21 protein-coding genes and 1 pseudogene are annotated in these 19,197 nt (G+C 42.6%); 2 read left to right on the top strand and 20 right to left on the bottom strand.

What is annotated here, in order from left to right; genetic code table 11:
• Positions 1 to 606: 606 nt before the first annotated feature.
• The 13 genes and pseudogenes from ACQEXR_RS10285 to matP all read right to left on the bottom strand — a co-directional run bounded on the left by ACQEXR_RS10285 (position 607) and on the right by matP (position 8,105).
• Entirely contained in the window at positions 607 to 921 is a 315-nt protein-coding gene (locus ACQEXR_RS10285) for a helix-turn-helix domain-containing protein (protein WP_427020288.1), read from the bottom strand.
• A complete protein-coding gene (locus ACQEXR_RS10280) occupies positions 908 to 1,240 on the bottom strand; it encodes a type II toxin-antitoxin system RelE/ParE family toxin (RefSeq protein WP_427020287.1) in 333 nt (110 codons plus the stop codon). Before ACQEXR_RS10280 ends, ACQEXR_RS10285 begins: the two co-directional genes overlap by 14 nt.
• A gap of 76 nt (positions 1,241 to 1,316) precedes the next feature.
• Positions 1,317 to 2,012 carry a DarT1-associated NADAR antitoxin family protein gene (locus ACQEXR_RS10275; RefSeq protein ID WP_427020286.1) on the bottom strand — a complete coding sequence of 232 codons (696 nt, stop codon included), beginning with the start codon at positions 2,010 to 2,012 and terminating at the stop codon, positions 1,317 to 1,319.
• Entirely contained in the window at positions 2,002 to 2,631 is a 630-nt protein-coding gene (locus ACQEXR_RS10270) for a DarT ssDNA thymidine ADP-ribosyltransferase family protein (RefSeq protein WP_427020285.1), read from the bottom strand. The genes ACQEXR_RS10275 and ACQEXR_RS10270 overlap by 11 nt, the downstream gene beginning before the upstream one ends.
• A 22-nt stretch (positions 2,632 to 2,653) precedes the next feature.
• On the bottom strand, positions 2,654 to 2,779 hold the full coding sequence (locus tag ACQEXR_RS10265; protein ID WP_427020284.1) for a hypothetical protein: 126 nt from the start codon (positions 2,777 to 2,779) through the stop codon (positions 2,654 to 2,656).
• 13 nt (positions 2,780 to 2,792) lie between these two features.
• Entirely contained in the window at positions 2,793 to 4,622 is a 1,830-nt protein-coding gene (locus ACQEXR_RS10260; protein ID WP_427020283.1) for an AAA family ATPase, read from the bottom strand.
• Between the two features lie 347 nt (positions 4,623 to 4,969).
• Positions 4,970 to 5,125: a hypothetical protein gene (locus ACQEXR_RS10255; protein WP_427020282.1), complete on the bottom strand. Its 156-nt coding sequence runs from the start codon at positions 5,123 to 5,125 to the stop codon at positions 4,970 to 4,972.
• Positions 5,125 to 5,391, bottom strand: a pseudogene (locus ACQEXR_RS10250) (hypothetical protein); the annotation flags it as partial. The pseudogene ACQEXR_RS10250 and the gene ACQEXR_RS10255, both read right to left, overlap by 1 nt.
• Positions 5,301 to 5,531, bottom strand: a complete 231-nt coding sequence (locus ACQEXR_RS10245; protein WP_427020289.1) for a type II toxin-antitoxin system YoeB family toxin — start codon at positions 5,529 to 5,531, stop codon at positions 5,301 to 5,303. The gene ACQEXR_RS10245 and the pseudogene ACQEXR_RS10250, both read right to left, overlap by 91 nt.
• Positions 5,532 to 5,703: 172 nt before the next feature.
• On the bottom strand, positions 5,704 to 6,018 hold the full coding sequence (locus tag ACQEXR_RS10240) for a hypothetical protein (RefSeq protein ID WP_427020281.1): 315 nt from the start codon (positions 6,016 to 6,018) through the stop codon (positions 5,704 to 5,706).
• A 321-nt stretch (positions 6,019 to 6,339) separates the two neighbouring features.
• Positions 6,340 to 7,080, bottom strand: a complete 741-nt coding sequence (locus ACQEXR_RS10235; RefSeq protein ID WP_427020280.1) for an outer membrane beta-barrel protein — start codon at positions 7,078 to 7,080, stop codon at positions 6,340 to 6,342.
• A 253-nt stretch (positions 7,081 to 7,333) separates the two neighbouring features.
• Positions 7,334 to 7,645, bottom strand: a complete 312-nt coding sequence (locus ACQEXR_RS10230; RefSeq protein ID WP_138972374.1) for a DUF3634 family protein — start codon at positions 7,643 to 7,645, stop codon at positions 7,334 to 7,336.
• 13 nt (positions 7,646 to 7,658) lie between these two features.
• Positions 7,659 to 8,105: a macrodomain Ter protein MatP gene (matP, locus tag ACQEXR_RS10225; protein ID WP_331416269.1), complete on the bottom strand. Its 447-nt coding sequence runs from the start codon at positions 8,103 to 8,105 to the stop codon at positions 7,659 to 7,661.
• Positions 8,106 to 8,276: 171 nt separating this feature from the next.
• Between matP and ACQEXR_RS10220 the strand changes: the two genes are divergently transcribed.
• Complete coding sequence (locus ACQEXR_RS10220) at positions 8,277 to 9,923, top strand: S16 family serine protease (RefSeq protein WP_427020279.1); 1,647 nt, start codon at positions 8,277 to 8,279, stop codon at positions 9,921 to 9,923.
• A gap of 91 nt (positions 9,924 to 10,014) precedes the next feature.
• Positions 10,015 to 10,533 carry a bifunctional 3-hydroxydecanoyl-ACP dehydratase/trans-2-decenoyl-ACP isomerase gene (gene fabA / locus ACQEXR_RS10215; RefSeq protein WP_427020278.1) on the top strand — a complete coding sequence of 173 codons (519 nt, stop codon included), beginning with the start codon at positions 10,015 to 10,017 and terminating at the stop codon, positions 10,531 to 10,533.
• 132 nt (positions 10,534 to 10,665) lie between these two features.
• Here fabA and rmf read toward each other — a convergent pair whose 3' ends face one another.
• From rmf to pyrD, 7 genes are all read right to left on the bottom strand, one after another.
• Positions 10,666 to 10,839 carry a ribosome modulation factor gene (rmf, locus tag ACQEXR_RS10210; protein WP_004414030.1) on the bottom strand — a complete coding sequence of 58 codons (174 nt, stop codon included), beginning with the start codon at positions 10,837 to 10,839 and terminating at the stop codon, positions 10,666 to 10,668.
• Positions 10,840 to 11,041: 202 nt separating this feature from the next.
• Positions 11,042 to 12,646 (bottom strand): DUF3466 family protein, encoded by a 1,605-nt coding sequence (locus ACQEXR_RS10205; RefSeq protein ID WP_427020277.1) that lies wholly within the window; start codon positions 12,644 to 12,646, stop codon positions 11,042 to 11,044.
• A 5-nt stretch (positions 12,647 to 12,651) separates the two neighbouring features.
• On the bottom strand, positions 12,652 to 14,568 hold the full coding sequence (locus tag ACQEXR_RS10200) for an ABC transporter ATP-binding protein (RefSeq protein WP_427020276.1): 1,917 nt from the start codon (positions 14,566 to 14,568) through the stop codon (positions 12,652 to 12,654).
• Positions 14,549 to 14,788 carry a glutaredoxin family protein gene (locus ACQEXR_RS10195; RefSeq protein ID WP_331416265.1) on the bottom strand — a complete coding sequence of 80 codons (240 nt, stop codon included), beginning with the start codon at positions 14,786 to 14,788 and terminating at the stop codon, positions 14,549 to 14,551. The genes ACQEXR_RS10200 and ACQEXR_RS10195 overlap by 20 nt, the downstream gene beginning before the upstream one ends.
• Before the next feature lie 7 nt (positions 14,789 to 14,795).
• A complete protein-coding gene (gene rlmKL, locus ACQEXR_RS10190) occupies positions 14,796 to 16,919 on the bottom strand; it encodes a bifunctional 23S rRNA (guanine(2069)-N(7))-methyltransferase RlmK/23S rRNA (guanine(2445)-N(2))-methyltransferase RlmL (RefSeq protein ID WP_426951489.1) in 2,124 nt (707 codons plus the stop codon).
• 471 nt (positions 16,920 to 17,390) lie between these two features.
• Positions 17,391 to 17,936, bottom strand: coding sequence for a cell division protein ZapC (locus ACQEXR_RS10185; protein WP_427020275.1), 546 nt, complete (start codon positions 17,934 to 17,936; stop codon positions 17,391 to 17,393).
• A 181-nt stretch (positions 17,937 to 18,117) separates the two neighbouring features.
• Entirely contained in the window at positions 18,118 to 19,128 is a 1,011-nt protein-coding gene (pyrD, locus tag ACQEXR_RS10180) for a quinone-dependent dihydroorotate dehydrogenase (RefSeq protein WP_331416263.1), read from the bottom strand.
• Positions 19,129 to 19,197: the final 69 nt, after the last annotated feature.

Raw genomic sequence — 19,197 nt, 5'->3', positions numbered from 1 at the left:
AATATCAGGGGTGTTTATGGTAAATCAATTATGTTGAATAACTTAGGCGATAAACGCAGTAGAGTAAGTCAAACGGGGCAATGGCTTAGCTGTATCATACATGTCATTTAACATAACGTACATAATACGCACTGAGCGTGTAAGCCCAAAGCGATAATGTCCTAATATTTCTAAGTGAATCTGTCCTATGTTTGCTTGGAGGTTTTAGGATGTTAACTTGATAACACCTTTACAAATAAGTCGATGGGTAGCCGAGTAACTGGAAATTTTTCAATGTGCTTTTTCCCATGGAAACTCTCTGAATAATTGATTATTCGACTTTCTCCAGCTTTCACAACGAAAGAAGTGTCATCATTTTTATCTTTTAAATTCGATTAGACTTCAACTTATCCTTGTACCCGTAGAAAACGTCAAAAATAACTTCATCACGATTGAATGATCCGTGCCCTACGCCACCGGTGCCCAATTTGCCTCCGTTCCGTGGTGGCCGACGTCTTGCGCCTAAGCCCTGGGTACCGGCGAAGTTCAAGTAGTAAGAGTTGGAGCCATTTTCGAACCGGCATAAAAAACGCCGCTGATGCGACGTCTTTGAATTTGGGGAGGATGTTAGAGCTCGGCAATATGCGACAGGGTTTCTGGGTGACGCTGCACCAGCTTAAGTAGCGTCACGGCTTGTCCATTCGGCGCACTGCGTCCTTGCTCCCAGTTTTCTAACGTACGCGATGAGGTGTGCAGTAAACGTGCAAACACACCACGAGACATATTGAACTGCTCACGAAGGCTAATGATTTCCTCTGGTGAGATGTTGAGTTCAGTGAGATCACTCACTGGATGCGTTTTTAGCGTCACTTTGCCTTCTGAGTGCGCTTTTGCTTCAACAAGGGCTGAACTTAATTCAGCAAATAGATCACGATTGCTCATTGCGCCATGCCTCCATAAAAGCTTTTAACTGTTTCTTTTGATCCGTGGTTAAATCAGACATTTCGTTTTTGCCATAAATGGTCAGCAAATAGAATCGTCGCTTTTCATCAAGGAAATAGTAGATCACACGAGAGCCCCCGCGTTTCCCCTTGCCTTTGGTCGCCACTCGAATCTTACGCAAACCACCCGTACCTTGGATGACATCCCCTTGCTTGGGGTTCGACATCAGTTCCGCCTGGAACAGTCGGAATTCGTCGTCACTCAGGTACTGAGTTCGGTACTTTTCGAATATGCTTGATTCAACAAATACACTTTTCATACGCAAATTGTACGCAGTTTGCGTATGGAGTGCAAATTGGGGCGAGTTTAAGGCTTAAACAGTTTCTTCGGCCACATTAGATTAGTGAATCTTGAACTTGAATTACTCTCTTTTGATTATCGTAGTGCTGTTTGGTAGCTCGTAAAAATAAGTCTGGACTAGATAGTGCATCCTCCAACATACCTGCACTTTTAAGACTCACGTAAAGAGCAGCAGCATGTGCTTGACAATTGATAGATTTTTTAGGGTTGAATTCAATATCGCTAAACCCATCAAATTCATACAGTTGGGTAACTAATTGTGGGTTGGCAACTAGAGCCTTTATATACAACCAATCATAAAAAAAGGTTCGAGGTATTAATGGAAACTCCGTGTTAAAAAACTTAAAGCTTAGTAACTGCCCTGAGTCTTTTATTCGAATGTCTTTTTTTGAAGTTCTGGAGTCAGCTAGATACAAATCCTTGTAAGGCCCGCCTCTTTTAAAGACCTTACTTCCTTGAAAAGCCGATTCAACTGTGATCTTGTGATTGTGCTTCTTAGTCACGAAAGAAAGATTGAAAGCACTTAGTGATATGCCGAGTTCGTCTAAGGATTTACTCGAAATCTCTAAAACATTGTTTATTCCCAGTAGCTTAGCCGAAGTGTGAAGTTCAGAAACTGATTTTTGTTTCTGAGTTTTAGCCATTCCTGGGTGCCATTTAAAATCAATGGCTTTTTCAATAACTCCAATGCTGCCATCTGTTATTGGGACAAAAACGGGTCTAATTGCCATACTCGTAGTACCAATGCTGATAGTCTAAACGTGGTGAATAATGAGCCCTATGGTACATAACCTGATGTGTCGGATACAGAGGTTTCAACTCCAACTCTTTTGCCTTAGTTGGTACAACAACACCGACAATATCAGATGGAAGTATCGTATCGAACACCAAGACCTCAGCTTGTGGATCTGTCGGGCAACTATCTGGCAATTGTAACTCTTGACGCGATGGTTTTCCTGCTACTGGCAAAAATAGAGACTCAAATGCCTGAACCCCCTTTCTCTTCCAAATGGGGACTGAGGTGACTAATGAATTTGCCGCATTGGTTGTACAAAACGCACAGTTTTTCGTCCATAAGATTTCAGCTTTAACACCGAAAACAACCCAGTCTACTGAGGGGTTTTGCTGCCTTAGGCTATAGAACATTTTGTAATTCGGATGACCAATTGACAAGCAACTAGCATCTTTAAATCCATCTAGCCGATGCTGGTCATTATATGCCACATTTGTTTGATTAGCTTCCAAAGTCGCTCTTGGAACAATCCCGTGTTGAAAGATTGAGCTAACATTATCTAACTTTGTAAAATGCCATAGATATTCAATATTTTTTTGTTTTACTGCATTTTGCATAACCAACTCCATTTTAACTTATTTACGATATATCGATGTTGTAGACTAAGGCCGCATTAGTGTAAGCAACGCTGCCACAAAGCTTAACCACAACACCGTAAACAGGTCCCCAACGATGGAATACAAAATACCATGCGTTGGGGATCACTCTTAAATCCTCGTTATAAAGCTGGTTTTAGATGATCTAAGTGTGGAGAACAAAGATCTAAAAACACATTCTTCCAACGTTCTGGTAACTCGCTAAACTCTTCCCCCCAATTTTGAGAAATATGCTCATATGCCTTATATGGTTTTTCACTTGATGGTGGAACATAGCCTAACAAGTCTTCGATACACTCTTCGATCATGATTCTGCGTTCAGCGCCTGTTTGAGCAAGAATAGGTGCATTCATTGCTTCAGCCCTCTCAGTTCCAGCGTCTCGGTCGTGCATAAAGATATAATTAACATCTAGTGCATTTAGGTATTTGGCAATCGAAATCAGCACAGCCTTGCCACGAGCTCTTAGGAACTCACAATTTCCTATTACTCTAGCTTTATCTTCATAGCTTAAACGCTTGATTGTTTCTCTGACGACAACTTCTTCTGTGTCCCCTTCCACAAATATACATTTGTTTGTAAAGAACATTCTTGAAATATAGTCATCAACTTTTAAAAGCATCTTCAGATTTTGTTTTTCATCCTGTTGAAGATCTGAGAAAGCATTTTCAAGATTGAATGATGTTGTTCCAGTAAAGCCACCCTCGGCATATGAAAACTTAGTTAAGCTGATACTCTTGTCCGTACCAAGATTTACCATATATGGAGAATGAGTAGTCGCTACAATTTGACAACTAGGTCCCGCTAGCTCGTACAACGAATCCCTGAGTTGATTTGCAGCCGAAGGATGCAAATAAATTTCTGGTTCCTCAAAGCAGAAAATTGTGCTTCTAGGGTTTTCTGCATTTTTGTTTACAAATTCCTGAACAAACCTTAGTAATTGGAACGCTGTTGCTCTGATCATACCGTGACCTTGGTATGAAACCTCCGTTTTTACATTACTTTCTAGTTCAACTGAAAACTGAGGTTTAATAGTTTTCTCTGGTTTATCTAATGCAGCAGAAACATGAACAGATGAATCTGGGAACAAGTTATGAACCATCCCATTTAGTTCTTGGATTAACTTACCAAAGTCGGTCTCAGTATCACTTGGATTTAACTCGGATGCTAATTCGTTTAGAAAACGCTGTGCTTGTTCATAGTTTTCTGATTGAGAACGCACTTGTTCAAATAGATCACCTAAAAGAGAATGCAATGCTCCGTTGCTTGATGTTAATTCAGATACACATGATTCAGCAGGTACAACCACTATGCGGGGTAATTTAGAAAGTACGTTGCCAGGAATGCCACCCGGATTTTCAACCCATTCTGGTTCTTGATCTTCTTGTACTTCCCAGTATTCGGTTAAGTCTTCAAGTTTCTCTTTAACTGATTTAATGGTTAGTTTTTTTGTAAAGTTATCTTCACCGAAGAATTCTTTCAAAAAATCTTCTGTGAAACTGTCGCCTACCAGCTCAGACACTTGTGTTGCACCAATAAACTGATCTTTAGGTGCTTTAGGGTATTCAAGCATGTAAACTTTTGGTTTTGACTGTTTGATAGACCAAACCTTTTTGTAAACTATGCTGTTCTCGGTTTCACCTGGTAAAGGGGCTTCGGCCCTAATTATTCTTCCTTTAAAACCAACCCACTCTTTAGCTTCTTCTGGTAAATTGTGGTATTCCGCAACCATTTCAATTTCTTCGGAATATTCATACAAATCTTCTTCTTCATTGTATGTTTTCGAATAGTCTTCTCTTAGCGCATTCTTAGCACTATGCATAAGTTGAATGGCTGAAAATACACTAGACTTACCAGCATTATTTGCACCAATTAGAAAAGTCGAGTCTCTAAAGCCAATCGTACAACCTTTTAATTTTCGAAAATTGTCGATCTTGATTTCGTGTAATCTCACCTAGCTACCTTATTACGATGTTGTATTGAATTTAAGCCCTATATAACGCCTATTAGCTGACACCTAGCCACCTAACTGCACGCATTCTAAACAGAACGCCAAACCAAATAAACTTTAACTGACTGAATTGTTACCATTTTATGATTCATATAATGAATTCAAGTGCATAGTGTGTGGTGGCGCACTTCGAGCATAAAAAAACCGCCCTGTTGAGCTGTTTTGGTTAGCGTCTGCGGCGGGTTTTGCGTCGTTTGCTTTTGGATGCTTTGACGACCCGGCCGCCTTTGATGGTGTAGCCCTTCTTGAGCTGGCCGTTTTGCTTGCGGCCTTTGCACTTACAGCATCGTTTAGCCATGTTTGTCCTCCAGTTGTCGGATTCGTTGTTCCTGGTCTTGTTGGACTTTCTTGATCCAGTTGATGTCGGTTTTGAGCGCGGCGATGGTGCCCGCGCTCGAGACCAGGCCAGTGATTAAGGAAGTGAGCAGTGCTTCAAATAGTCCCATCATTTACCCCTGAACTTGTTTGAGAAGAATTCAAGCAGGTAGCGAACCATGGCACGCATGCCGAGGGTATCGATCACCACGGCGCCGACGACATACCAGTACGGTTCGGGGATGTTCTTCAGGGCTGCGAAGCCTTGTTCGACGTAGGGCGCGTAATCGGGAATAAAGGATAGGATCAAGGGTATGAAGACGACGAGAAGAATGAATTCGTCTTTGTAGCCCCGCTCTCGGATGCTGACTTCATCGAGACTACTGGCCTGCTCATCGACTCATCGACGTCACAAACCAGTCGATTGGTATCTTCAATTCTGCGTGACCAGAATCCAGCTGAGTTTTCTTTTAACGGCTCTGGTTTACCAGTGCCTTCAAACAGAGAACGCTTTACGTCGAAAATGAGCTTGTTGATACGCTTGAGGGTTTTCTTGTCTTGGTCTTGCCGTTCAGATCTCGCTGGGTAATTTCCCCCGCTCGATACTGTGCGATAGAACGGTTCAAGTGATCTGCATTTTGCTGTGAACGCGGCTTTAAGGCCATTTCTAGACTCGGTAAATAACACCCCCACATACCTGGGCTAATCGCTAGTCATACAGCTCCGATACTTGCAACGGATCAAATGGTTTATTGAATGGCTTGGTCTCTAAGAGAATTTGAATTTGACGCAAATCTATACTCTCAAAGGCATCTTGTTGCTCTCTATGTCGAAACACCTTCTTAATTGTTAGCCAATCATCCAGTCGTTGAGAGTCGCCTGTTTCTGCTACATATGCTAGCAACGTTCGGCTATATTCGGCTTCTTCTTCCGCGATGCATGTATCCATTGTCATCTGACTTAGCAGTAATAATGCTGCCTTTTTCTGCTCACTGCTCAGTTCATTAAACCATGGTGAGGCCACTTGTTGTTTTCAAGCGGCCGTCGTATTTGAGCACATTGCTCCACTTTAAGGTTTAAGTTATCGTAAGCCTTTAGCATGTTGATGCGCAGGTGATCAGACCAACTCAAGGCATCGGCTGGTAAAGTAAGGAGCATGAATAATGCAGTGACATATTGTTTTCTATAACGCATTGTAAACACAGGTCCAAAACTCCTTTTCTTTTCCCATCGATAGCGAAGCCGTATTGTAAGCGATCTGTTCTAATCGAGCTCTGCGAATTGGATCAACAGACTTTAGTGCTTGAGCAAAAAGCTCCCAATCATAGAACACAGCTCACTGGTATTACAGCGTATCGATTTCACATGATGTTTCGCTGTCATCTACCGTTAACAGGCGCATTTCAACACATCGGTTCAATGATCTGCTTTCTGGCGTCATGTTCGATGTTATAGGCTTTGATGCACCCTCGCCCTTAGTCTCTATTTGCTCAGGAAGTATTTCCTTTCCTTCAAGCCACATTGCGACGTTAGTCGATGACGCAGATGGTAAACGTGGTACGGAACTTCCCAGAGTAAATGCGGCGCTCAACAATAAGGTATGGCTGTTGTAATTACCAATTTCATCAATGTACTGGTATCCACCAGAAACCTTAAATTTATCGGTAACCCAATAAGTTAAGCCTGTTTCAACCATCGGGGATACGTCTTTCAGCGTACTTTGGCTTTGTTTCGAATCCCAATATGCGACGCCGAGCCGAGCATAGATACTGTAGTTATTTGACAGAAAGTAGTCGTACTTAAGCGCACTCTCGACAATTGAGGCGGTGCTCGTGTTTTCGGTATCTAAAGCTCCGCGCTGTTGAAATACAATGTCCCAACTATACATTCGATTTAACTCAAGTCCGTCATAGATACCTTGCATCGTTCCCTTTGAAGCTTGACCATTTGACGTATCGTCAGGAAATTGGTGTGCGTCATTTTGACCAATGAATGGTGAAAGTGGGTAGCTGTTCTCCTCAGCTTGTGATGATTCGAATACCAATAGAGAAGCCAAAATTAATAGGTAGTGTTGTTTATAGAGCATAATAATTTAATTGCGTGAATACGTTCACTACAGATTAATTATTTATCGATGATGCTGTGTTTCAGATTTGAATCATCTTTCAATCCATCCCTTGATAAAATTACAACGTAACAACAACTTCAACCCTGGAAAACTCCGGTTTAATAAGCTAAAGATAGGGATTTCTTAACTAAACGTTTAGTTATAGTGCTTTATGTGAGTAGTTTTTAATCAAGACACTGCTACGATCTGGAGTATCAAACATTATATAAGCTTAACTGCTGCGTTTTTTGCCTTTGCTCGTAAAGCCTTGAAATGGGAATACATTGCGAATACGCTGCTGTATTTTTTTCGGAATCTGCTTAGACATCACTAGCTTAGTGCCTGTACGTTGCTGATAAACTTTAAGCTCCCCACTGAATGGCGTACGTTCCGCAATTTCAACAACATTGTGTTTAAATCCCGGCGGAAAATGCCCTTTTTCTTTGGTAATTTTACCCTCGGTAAAGGTCACTCTAAGTACTGGCCTATCGACGGCAACTAACCAAAATATAATAGCGGATGCGACAAGAATAACGTATAGCATAGTTCTATCCTTATTAATCGAGAAGCTTACTTAAATCCTCTTTGAGGCTACTCACTGCCTTACTCGCTTTTTCACTTCGAGAAGCTTCAGAAAGCAGATACTCTATAGCATCGGATAAAGTGCAGCCCAACTCGTTTGCTCGGTGTGACAACTTCTCCCATACACGGTAATCAAGATCTATAGATTTTTTCTTTGTGTGTATCTGTTCTGCATTGAAATGACGTTTACGTTTTGCACGAATGGCCTGTTTGAGCTTGTTATCGAGTTCAGGAGCCATATGAGTTTCTATCCACTCAACCACCTTTATGGGTTGGTGTTCTAACTGACGTAACTCGTTAACCGCGCTATCTGCTTCACTAGTATCAATGTGGCAAGTGATCGCTTCTCCCGCTTTCCACTTATTGATTAGATAATTCCATTTCCAACCACACTCTAGGTTTTCAAGCTGTTGATATTTCATTGCAAAGTCATTCCGTTTCAGTTGTAGGTGACAGCGTAACCCTAACCATGCAAAGTTACAATCCCTATTGTAATCGAAAAGAGATCAAGATCATGAGATAAAATTATCTATATATACCAGAAGCATTTTTCTATATAATTTCGCTCCATTTTACGTATATGAACTGAATTGATGAATCAAGAAAGCTGGCACGCTGTTACCCCGCAATATTCGCAATATGACGCTCAAATCAATCGATTTAATCAGCTAGAGAAAGTTGATTTTTTTGACATCCAGCCACGTCTCAAACAAGCAATTAATACCCTATGTAGCGTGAATGGCTTTAACCGTATATTGATGGTCAATGCGGTCGACAATGCCTTTTACCGCAATATCGTTAAAGATGGTCTAGTTAGAACGGATAGTTCCAAACCGGTATTAACGACGGAATCTTTAGACATTGCCACTTTAGTCGGTTCATATACCTGCAACGACAAAGGTGACATTGTCACTAAAGTTGAAGGGCTTTTAGATAAAGCAGACGGCGGATATCTGATCACACCGGTCACATTATTACTCGCCAATCCCGCTAGTTGGCAGATGATTAAGTCTGCTGTTCTTGGTGAACAGATTAGCCCTGTCAATGCAAATCCTCGCAAAATTGCTGTAGAGAAACCTTGTCGTCAATACGAAATCAAGCTTGTTCTTGTTGGTGACCGTCACCAAATTGCAGATTTCGAATACATTGAACCAGAGCTTTATTGCGGCCTTGCGATGTTTACAGAGATTGAGCAAGAACTTCCTCTTAATAAACAGAGCATCGATACTTACTTAGGGTATATTGCTTGGCTAGTTGATGAATACCAGCTCCCTACACTCTCCTTTGGTGCTATTCACCGTTTAATGATTGCAGGTGCAAGGTACACAGAAGATCAGCACTACATGCCGATAGAGACACTTTGGTATCTTTCATTACTCAATGAAGCTGTGCTCACCTCAAATGGTAAAGTCATTTCAGAGCAAGACCTCGACCAAGCGATTGCAAATAAATATCAGCGTGAATCTTATCTCCCAGAGCGCGCTTTGGCTGACATTACGGACGGTCAAGTTATCATCGAGACTGAGGGTGAATGTATTGGTCAGGTCAATGGACTCACTGTTATTGATGTTCCTGGGCATCCCATGTCTTACGGCGAACCAGCACGTATCTCTTGTGTGATCCATTTTGGTGATGGTGATATCTCAGATGTGGAACGCAAAGCGGAACTTGGTGGTAATCTACACGCCAAAGGCATGATGATCATGCAAGCTTTCGTCAGCAGTGCACTCAATTTAGATGAACCTTTGCCCTATTCTGCTTCGGTTGTTTTCGAACAGTCATACAGTGAAGTAGATGGAGACAGTGCGTCGTTGGCAGAGCTCTGCTCTTTTGTCAGCGCACTTTCGGAATATCCGATTGATCAGCAGATCGCGGTGACTGGCGCGGTAGACCAATTTGGTCGCGTGCAAGCTGTTGGCGGTCTCAACGAGAAAATCGAAGGCTTCTATCACGTGTGTAAGCATAACGGCTTTACAGGTGATCAAGGTGTAATTCTGCCTAAGTCGAATTTAAAACATTTATCGCTTAATAAAGATGTGGTAGAAAGCATCAAAAATAACGAATTTCATATCTGGTCGGTATCTAACGTCGATGAGGCAATTCCAATCATTATGGGTAAACCATTCCGTGGTGATGACGAAGAGAGTGTGATCAGTAGAATCGCGCAACGTATTGAAAACTTTGAAAGACATGAACACCCACAAGGAATTGTGGAACGCATCAAAAACTGGTTGTTTTAACCGAGTTTTAATTCATATTTTTACTGATCGGAGTTGTTTAGCGTACACGTGTTCACTAACATGCTGCTATCAAAATTTGGAGTAATTGATAATGCAAAACAAACGTGATTCTTATAACCGTGAAGATCTTCTAGCATCTAGCCAAGGTGAACTATTTGGTGAAGGCTATCCTCAGCTTCCAGCACCTAATATGCTAATGATGGATCGCATCACTAAAATGTCAGAAACTGAAGGTGATTTCGGTAAGGGTCTAATTCTAGCAGAACTAGATATTGCTCCGGATCTATGGTTCTTTGATTGCCACTTCCCTGGCGACCCAGTAATGCCTGGTTGTCTTGGTCTAGACGCTATGTGGCAGCTAGTTGGTTTCTTCCTTGGCTGGGTTGGCGGTAAAGGTAAAGGTCGTGCTTTAGGTGTCGGCGAAGTTAAGTTTACTGGCCAAATCCTACCGACTGCCAAAAAAGTTACTTACGAAATTAACATGAAACGTGTAGTAAACCGTAAGCTAGTAATGGGTCTTGCTGATGGCCGTGTATTAGTTGATGGCAAAGAGATTTACGTTGCAAAAGACCTTAAAGTAGGCCTTTTCCAAGACACTTCTGCTTTTTAAGCGCAAATGTTTCAACAAACGACTCTTCGGAGTCGTTTTTTTGAACCAAGCATATTTAGTTATAGTGCATTAACAGCATCATTAAAAGCCCCTTTCGGGGCTAAATCCTATTTCGTATGTGGAGAGTGAGTGTTATTTGTAGAGACCAGAGTGTTTATCTTCTCTGGCATCGCGCCAACCACCAAGCCAATAAGATCGAGCATCCATCTGCTGGTATGGACATGCCTCCATCGAGCGGCCATTTAGACCCGCTTTATATCCTTGAGATTGAGCTCTTTCTAAGCGGTCACGCTTTTGTCTCTTCATAGTGTCGTCCTCATACATAAAATGTGTCTTAACGTACTACTTTATCTATCGCAGACTGACTATCGTTAGCACAGCACTAGTCGATAGAAGTGAAGTTTTTATGACTTCACCATTAAGATTCGATCAAAATGACGCTTAATTCAAGGTATAAAAAAGGCACAGATCCAAAACTGTGAACCTGTGCCCTAGTTGAAAATTTAACCTATTTTCTACGGAACCCTAGAAACCCTAATAGAGTCAGAGCGATAAAGCCAATTGTGCCACCTTGACGCTCAACCGTCTCCTGAGTAACAGGACGAGTGCTTATATCTGTCGCTGTCTGACCATTGATAGGAACAAGTTTCACCCCAACAAGTGATGCGCCTGCATTACATGTGGCGTCAATAGCTTCACTGTCAAAGCCACCAGCACAGTAGTACGCTGTCGCTGCAATGATACCCGCATCGTTGATGTCAGCGGCTTCAATTATGCGATATTGATTGTTATCAGTGGAAGCACCAGCACCATAGGTTAGATCATCCAAGTAACGTGCAATACCACCGATAGGCGCGGAACCAGTGACAGTACCTAAGTTAGTGATAAACGCACGTTTAGCACGCGGTTTACCATTGGTCTCTTTGTGACTTTCAAAGTCGATAGTACCAACTACATCGTTGGCGTTGTTAATACCGCCTGCTTTACCATTTGCGCCGTTAAAAAAGATGCTACCACTAAATGCTTTGTAGACTGGTGATGTTAAGTTGTCGACATAAAACAATGTATTCGCATATGCACCATTAAGGGCTTGGTTCAGTTTTGCTGTACCAATTGCGATACCGTTGTTATTAACCGCTTGTAGCGTTTGGTTAGCGTATTCAGACGTTGCATAAGGGAAACCATCAACAGCTTTTGAAGTCCAGCTCGTTCCACCATTGTTATCCGATTTAAACACGGTTGCTCTAAAATACACCTCGCTGTCGGAGTTATAACCAACAGCATATAGAACATTCCCATCTTTTATAATGTCTCGAGCACTAGCGTGAGCTCTACGATCGCCATTATTTGTGGTAGTACTACTGATCCAATCAATCGGAGCTTGTAATGCTCCATCGACCCAAACCGCGGCATACGAATTGTTATCACTGGTAGCGTGGTTTGATGTTTTAGTAACGCTTCCTACTGTGTAGTACGTGCTACCATCCTGCAACGTTTTCCAAGCATGTGATTCTGCGTAAGTCGTACTATTGTGAGTTAGAGATAAATCAGCAACTGATGTGCCATTGATACTAGTAAACGCAACGTTACGAGAAGAACCTACAATAGCTCTGTTCCCTGTTGCAAAGCCATTATCAATACTATTGACGACGGTATTCTCTGCGTACAAAGCGGAACTATTTAAGTAAGCAATAGACCCTGCATAGTTCTTGCCACCTTGTTCTTTAGCATAGCCTTGCGTGTACTGTTTATCAGCCCAGTCATCGCACAAAGAATCTGAGTAACCTAAGAAATTACGACAGTAATTTCTAAAACCATCGTAATTATCATCAAGGTATGTCCAACCGTATGGTAAAAAGAACGGTGACTCATCACGATACTGGAACCCTTCACGGTAGCGCTTAACTTCTGTCGCCATTTCAGAAGTAGAATCTGAACACGCACTGCTCCAGCAATTAGTTGCATTTGGAGCAACAGCTACACCGTAAGTTTGTAGGCTAGAGCTGGTTCCCTCTGGGTCTTGCAAATAAACATTATAAAGCGCTGCATGAGCACCGAAAGAAGCAGCGACCGTTGCTGCCACTAGTGAAACTTTAAAAATATTACTACTCATTAATCTTAACTTTCCTGTTGCATCGCTTCGAGCTCTTCCCAGCGTTCGAAAGCAATCTCAAGCTCCTGCTCTGTCGCAGCTAGCTTATCTAATACGGGTTGCGTCTGCTCTACGGGTTTGGAAAAGAAATCAGCACTGTTAACCTGCTGTTGCAAGTTTTCAATATCCACTTCTAATTGTTCGAGTTTGGCTGGCAATGCTTCTAACTCGCGCTGTAGTTTATAAGATAACTTCTTAGGTTTGCTCTTTGTTACAGCGGTTTTGGGAGTTTCCTCAACCTGTTTAACGCTCGACTCAACTTTTTCGCTGTTACGCGCTTTTTTAACCTGAAGACGTTGTTGCTGTGCGTCGTGGTAGCCACCGACAAATTCCTCAATAACACCATCGCCTTCGAATATCCAACTGTTGGTCACGGTGTTATCGACAAACTGACGATCGTGACTGACAAGCAACAATGTACCCTGATAATTGGCAAGTAAATCCTCTAAAAGTTCCAATGTTTCGATATCTAAATCGTTAGTTGGTTCATCAAGTACCAACAAGTTATTGGATTTAAGAAAAATACGTGCCAAAAGAAGACGGTTTTTCTCACCACCAGACAAGGCTTTGACCGGTGTTCGCGCGCGATGAGGAGCAAATAGAAAATCTTGCAAGTAACTCAGCGCATGACGCTGTCGACCACCAACCATCACCTCTTGCTTACCATCAGCAAGGTTATCGATAACAGATTTCTCTGGATCAAGCACTTCACGATATTGGTCAAAATACGCGACTTCTAGCTTGGTACCACAGTGAAGCTTGCCTTGTGAAGGCTTGAGCTCATCCAACAGCAATTTAAGCAAGGTACTTTTACCACAACCATTAGGACCGATTAGAGCGATACGGTCACCACGCATGATGTTGAAAGAGAAATCTTTAACAATGGCCTTACCTTCAATGCTGTAACCAAGATTTTGCGCTTCAAATACGATTTTGCCTGAGCGTGATGCATCATCAATCTGAATGTTCGCCTTACCCTGCACATCGCGGCGATTGTAGCGTTCCTCTCGAAGCTTCTTAAGTGCGCGGACGCGACCCTCGTTACGGGTACGACGCGCTTTGATGCCTTGACGAATCCAGACCTCTTCTTGAGCAAGCTTTTTATCAAACTCGGCGTTTTGCATCTCTTCGACGCGCAGCATCTCTTCTTTTTCAACGAGGTAATTATCATAATCACCAGGAAAAGACGCTAACTTACCGCGATCAAGATCGACGATGCGTGTAGCCATAGACTTGATGAATGCACGGTCGTGAGAAATAAAGATAATCGAACCTCGGAAATCCTTTAAAAAGTTCTCCAACCATTCGATTGTCGTCACGTCGAGGTGGTTAGTAGGCTCATCAAGCAACAAAACATCAGGATCACGCACCAAGGCACGCGCTAGCGCTGCTTTACGCTGCCAGCCACCAGACAAATCCGTCAGCTTGGTGTGACCATCAAGATTTAGCGCGTCCATAACATTTTTAATGCGATCTTCGAAACGCCATGCGCCCGAGTGTTCAAGCTGCTCTTGAATTCTAGCCAATTTGTTGATGTTTTTTTCAGAGGCATCATGAGCAATCAGATCTAACTGATCTTGGTAGATCTTTAGTTGTTGACCGATTTCTGCTAACCCACCAGCAACGTAATCGAAGACTGTCCCTTCTTCATTGCGCGGCGGATCTTGTTCTAAGCGAGAGACGACAACATCTTGAGTAACTGTCAGCTTGCCATCATCTAATAGCACCTCACCCGCCAGAACTTTCATTAAGGTAGATTTGCCCGCACCATTTCGGCCAACCAAACAGACTCTTTCATTGGTTTGTAGAGCGAAGTCAGCATGGTCTAGTAAAGGATGATCACCGTATGCCAGCAATCCGTTATTAATTGTAAGTAATGCCATTATTGCGTAACCAAACTTTTAATTGTTCCAAATCAAACGGCCAATTCAACTCATTACCTTGGCAACTGAGCACCGGAATAGTGACGCCGTAACGAGAAAACAGCTCATCATCGAAAGCTATATCGATAATCTCGACTTGATCTGAAATGTGGAGTTGTTGAGTTAGGGAAAATGCCATCTCACAAAGATGGCACCCTTCTGTACTGTATAACGTAATCACGTCAACGTTATTCCTTGTGTGTTATCACCCAACAGTTGTGGATATGCTTGTTGCGCGAAAAATCCATAGGTAACGTTTGGTGAGAAATGTTATTCGCTTGGAGTCCTAGGTCTGCAAGCGACTCTAAATCCATTTTAAAGTGACGTTTGTTATTCGAGAACACTATCGTACCGCCAGAGCGAAGCAGACGTTTTAAGTTTTTCATTAGCTGAATGTGATCGCGCTGGACATCAAAACTCTGTTCCATACGTTTAGAGTTAGAAAACGTCGGTGGATCGATAAAGATAAGATCAAACTGAGCAGTCGATTTCTCTAACCACTGTAAGCAGTCTGCTTGCTCAAATCGGTGTTGACGACCAACCTGCCCGTTGAGCTTCATGTTCTCTTTCGCCCACTCAAGATAGGTATTCGACATATCAACCGTCGTTGTGGATTTTGCGCCACCACACGCCGCATGAACGGTGCCAGAGCCTGTGTAAGCAAAAAGATTAAGGAAATCCTTACCCTGAGCCATTTCACCCAGTTTACGTCGGGTAATCTTATGATCGAGGAATAAACCCGTATCCAAGTAATCGTGGAGATTAACGGAAAGCTTTACACCATACTCATTGACCACAAGTGTCTCTGACTGTTGAGACAGCTTCTGGTATTGAGCACGACCTTTCTGTTTTTCTCGTACTTTAAGTACCACCTTATTCGCCGGTGTACCCGTCACTTGAATCGTGGCACGGATAATGTCCGTCAAGCGGCGCTTGGCCTTCTCTTCGGGAATATCCTTAGGTGCGGCGTACTCTTGAATAACCAACTGGTCTAGGTAAACGTCAATTGCAACGTTATAGTCAGGCAAATCCGCGTCGTAAACACGGTAGCAATCTAGTTTCTCTTTACGCGCCCACTTACCAATCTTAGCGATGTTCTTTTTCAGTCTGTTTGAAAAATCCGGTGCAACCAATGATTCTGTGACATTGTCACTTGAGTCTTGAGCAGCTCGCTCACTAATAGAATAGTTCTTCTGGTGACACGGTAACGCACCATTATTCAGTTTGAACTGCTTGTCTGCTCTCATACGCAAACAGCTCAGCAATTCATCTGAACTAGAGAAAATTGATGCCTGACATCCACCAAATTGCGATTTTAGCTGTGCGCCAAATGCGGTGTATAGAGCGATTAAACCAGGATGAGTGCCTAAACGTTCACCGTATGGTGGGTTACAAACAATAACCCCTGCTTCGAATCCTTCTGGTCTCATAATCTCGGCGGCGTCACCCTGTTTGAACTCAATCAATGAATCAACGCCAGCTCGACGTGCGTTATCTTGAGCTGTTTTTAGTACACGAGCATCGTTATCAAAGCCGAAAAACTTAGTGTCAATTTTTTTGACACCACGACGAGCCTGCACTGAAGCTTCAGATTTAATCTCTGCCCAAAGCTCTGGTTCAAAATCTTCTAAAGACTCAAAGCCCCACTTAGCGCGGTTCACACCTGGAGCCATGTTAGCAGCCATCATCGCTGCCTCGATAAGTAATGTGCCTGAACCACACATTGGGTCTAGTAATGGTTTATCCGCACTCCAACCACTTCTGAGGATGATTGCAGCGGCTAACGTTTCGCGTAGAGGCGCGCGACCCGATTCTGTACGATAGCCACGTTGGTGCAAACCACCACCTACCATATCTAGGCCAAGGATGGCTTTGTCCTTATGCAGGCGCACATGGACACGAAGATCAGGTTGATCTTTACTGATCGAAGGACGAGGTAAATTCTTCTTCTCATAACAATCCACTATGGCATCTTTGACCTTCATTGCACCGTACTGGCTATTGCGGATTTCGCGGTTAGTACCATTGAAATCAACGACGAACGTCTTAGAACTGTGGAATTGATTAACCCAGTTCACTGAAGAAGAGGCAAGATAGAGATCCATATCATCGTTACAGGTGAACTCTGAGAGTACACGCACAAAACGGGATGCCAAACGACTCCATAGGCAGCAACGGTAAATCTGCTCGTTGCTCGCCTTGAAGCGAACACCAGCTTGTACTGGCTTAGCGTCGTTGATCCCTAGCTTAGTTAGCTCATCAACCAATAGGTTTTCTAAACCATTGGACGTAACCGCAAGATATTGATGCATAGTGATGTTTTTATTCTGTAGAAAATGACCCCGCATTATACCTGACATCATCACTTTATCGTTAGTTCATTCCAGAATTTCCCATCAATTATCTCTTTAAACGTTCATTTACTCGCCTCTTCATCGTTTGTAGCCAAATTTCACTAGGCAAACTTTTCGAAAACTCATCCAACGAAAAATCAAGCCCTCCGACCGAAGTGAATACTTATTCTCATTGAAATTGGTCTATACCAATGATGATTTTTAATGAAATTAAGTTACAGTTTTCAGCTAAATGAGGAATTTACGTGCACTTGTATGCGCTAGAGGTGTTCTAGTGAGTAAAAATCAATCGCTTCGTTCGGTTAAAATTTGTACAAGAATCACATTTAATTGACTGCCAGGTCGTATCAACCCAGCCAAATTTTAGGCAAAAAAATGCCAGCGTTGAGCTGGCGGGAAATGAAACAAAGGAACGATAACTAATTTATGTCAGCTAACCAAAGCGATTGGCTGAGCATGGAAATGATGGTTGCAGACCACGAGACGGTCATGCATAACTTTAATCGCTTGTCCAAATTGAAGGCTTTTAGCGCCATTTAAAGCGAACTCTTCCAAACATACGTACGCACATAAACTGGCGCACTCTCCTACTTCAAGAACGATAAAATATCCGTCGCTGTAGGCGTTGCTTAGACGAATTAAGTCACCCTCTTCTGGGGCCATCTGTCCGTCGGACAGATTATCGAAAAACCAGCTCTTAGGTTGTACAGGTTTATGGAAGCGCTTTGCTGCGACACAGTACAAAGCCAACTCTGCTTGTCTAGGTTCACTTAAACCTAATAGCGTGATTTGCTCTTTGTAAGTTTGAAATGCAGATGCATCATCAACTGAGAATTCATTGACGCCAATTGCGCAATCGACAATCAGCTTACGTGGAAGGTTGGTCTTGAATACCATATCATCACCCAGATCCAACATCAGATGCTGTTCTGCGTCATCATAGTACCAAGTCCATTTGTCATTGGGTTTAAGCATCGTTCCATCTCTGTATTGTTGTGTGAAATTAGGTAAAACGCTTAATTACCTTTCCAAGTAATATCTGGATTTTATTAGTTCAGAGATGAAAAAAAAGAGGAAATGAAAACTCATTCCCTCTCAATTAATGCTGTTTGTTCGGCGTATTGATTTAGTGACAATGTCACTAAGCCTTTAAACTTTAGAGATTTTTTACAATATCGCGTACTAGGCTTGGGCCGTGATAAATGAAACCAGAGTAAACCTGAACCAGCTGAGCGCCAGCCATCATTTTTTCTTTCGCTGCAACATACGAATCAATACCACCAACACCAATTACTGGGATCTGATCTTGTAATTCTTCATGTAAGCGGCGAACCACTTCAGTACTGCGCAGTTGCACAGGACGACCACTTAGCCCCCCTGCTTCATTAGCATGCTTCATACCCTCTACAATAGAGCGATCTAATGTAGTGTTGGTAGCAATGACTGCGTCAATCTTGTTATTGAGCAGTGATTGACAGATCTGTTTGATCTCGTCATCGCTAAGATCCGGTGCGATCTTCAGTGCCAGCGGGACATATTTGCCGTGTTTTTCGGCTAACTCTGCCTGTTTAACTTTTAGCTCTGATAATAATTCATCCAGAGCTTCACCATATTGCAACGAGCGTAATCCCGGCGTGTTTGGTGATGAAATGTTTACCGCGATATAACCGGCATACTCATAGACTTTTTCCATACAAATTAGGTAGTCTTCAGCACCTTTTTCAATCGGAGTATCTTTGTTTTTGCCGATATTGATGCCAAGCACACAGTCGAACTTAGCTTTCTTCACGTTCTCAACTAAGTTGTCAACGCCTAGGTTGTTGAACCCCATACGGTTGATAATGCCTTCCGCTTCAACCAGACGGAACAAACGTGGCTTGTCATTTCCAGACTGAGGTCGCGGTGTGACGGTCCCTACTTCAACAAAGCCAAATCCCATCGCATCAAATGCTTCAATGCATTCGCCGTTTTTATCTAAACCTGCTGCCAAGCCGACTGGATTACGAAATGTTAAACCCATGCATTCGACGGGACGGTGTGGTAACTGCTGGCGATAAAGAAGATCGAATGGTGTGCCAGTAAAACGTTTGAAGTTTTGAATTGCAAGATCATGTGCCTTTTCGGCATCAAGTTGGAAAAAGCCAGTTCTGGCTAGACGGTAAAGCATTGTGCCTCCGAAAGAAAAAAGCCCCGTGTAAACGGGGCTGTATTATTAAATGTTTTACCGATTAATTCA

This window comes from Vibrio sp. TRT 2004 (assembly GCF_050113735.1).
Lineage (GTDB): Bacteria > Pseudomonadota > Gammaproteobacteria > Enterobacterales > Vibrionaceae > Vibrio.
This window is presented reverse-complemented; position numbering and strand designations above follow the sequence as displayed.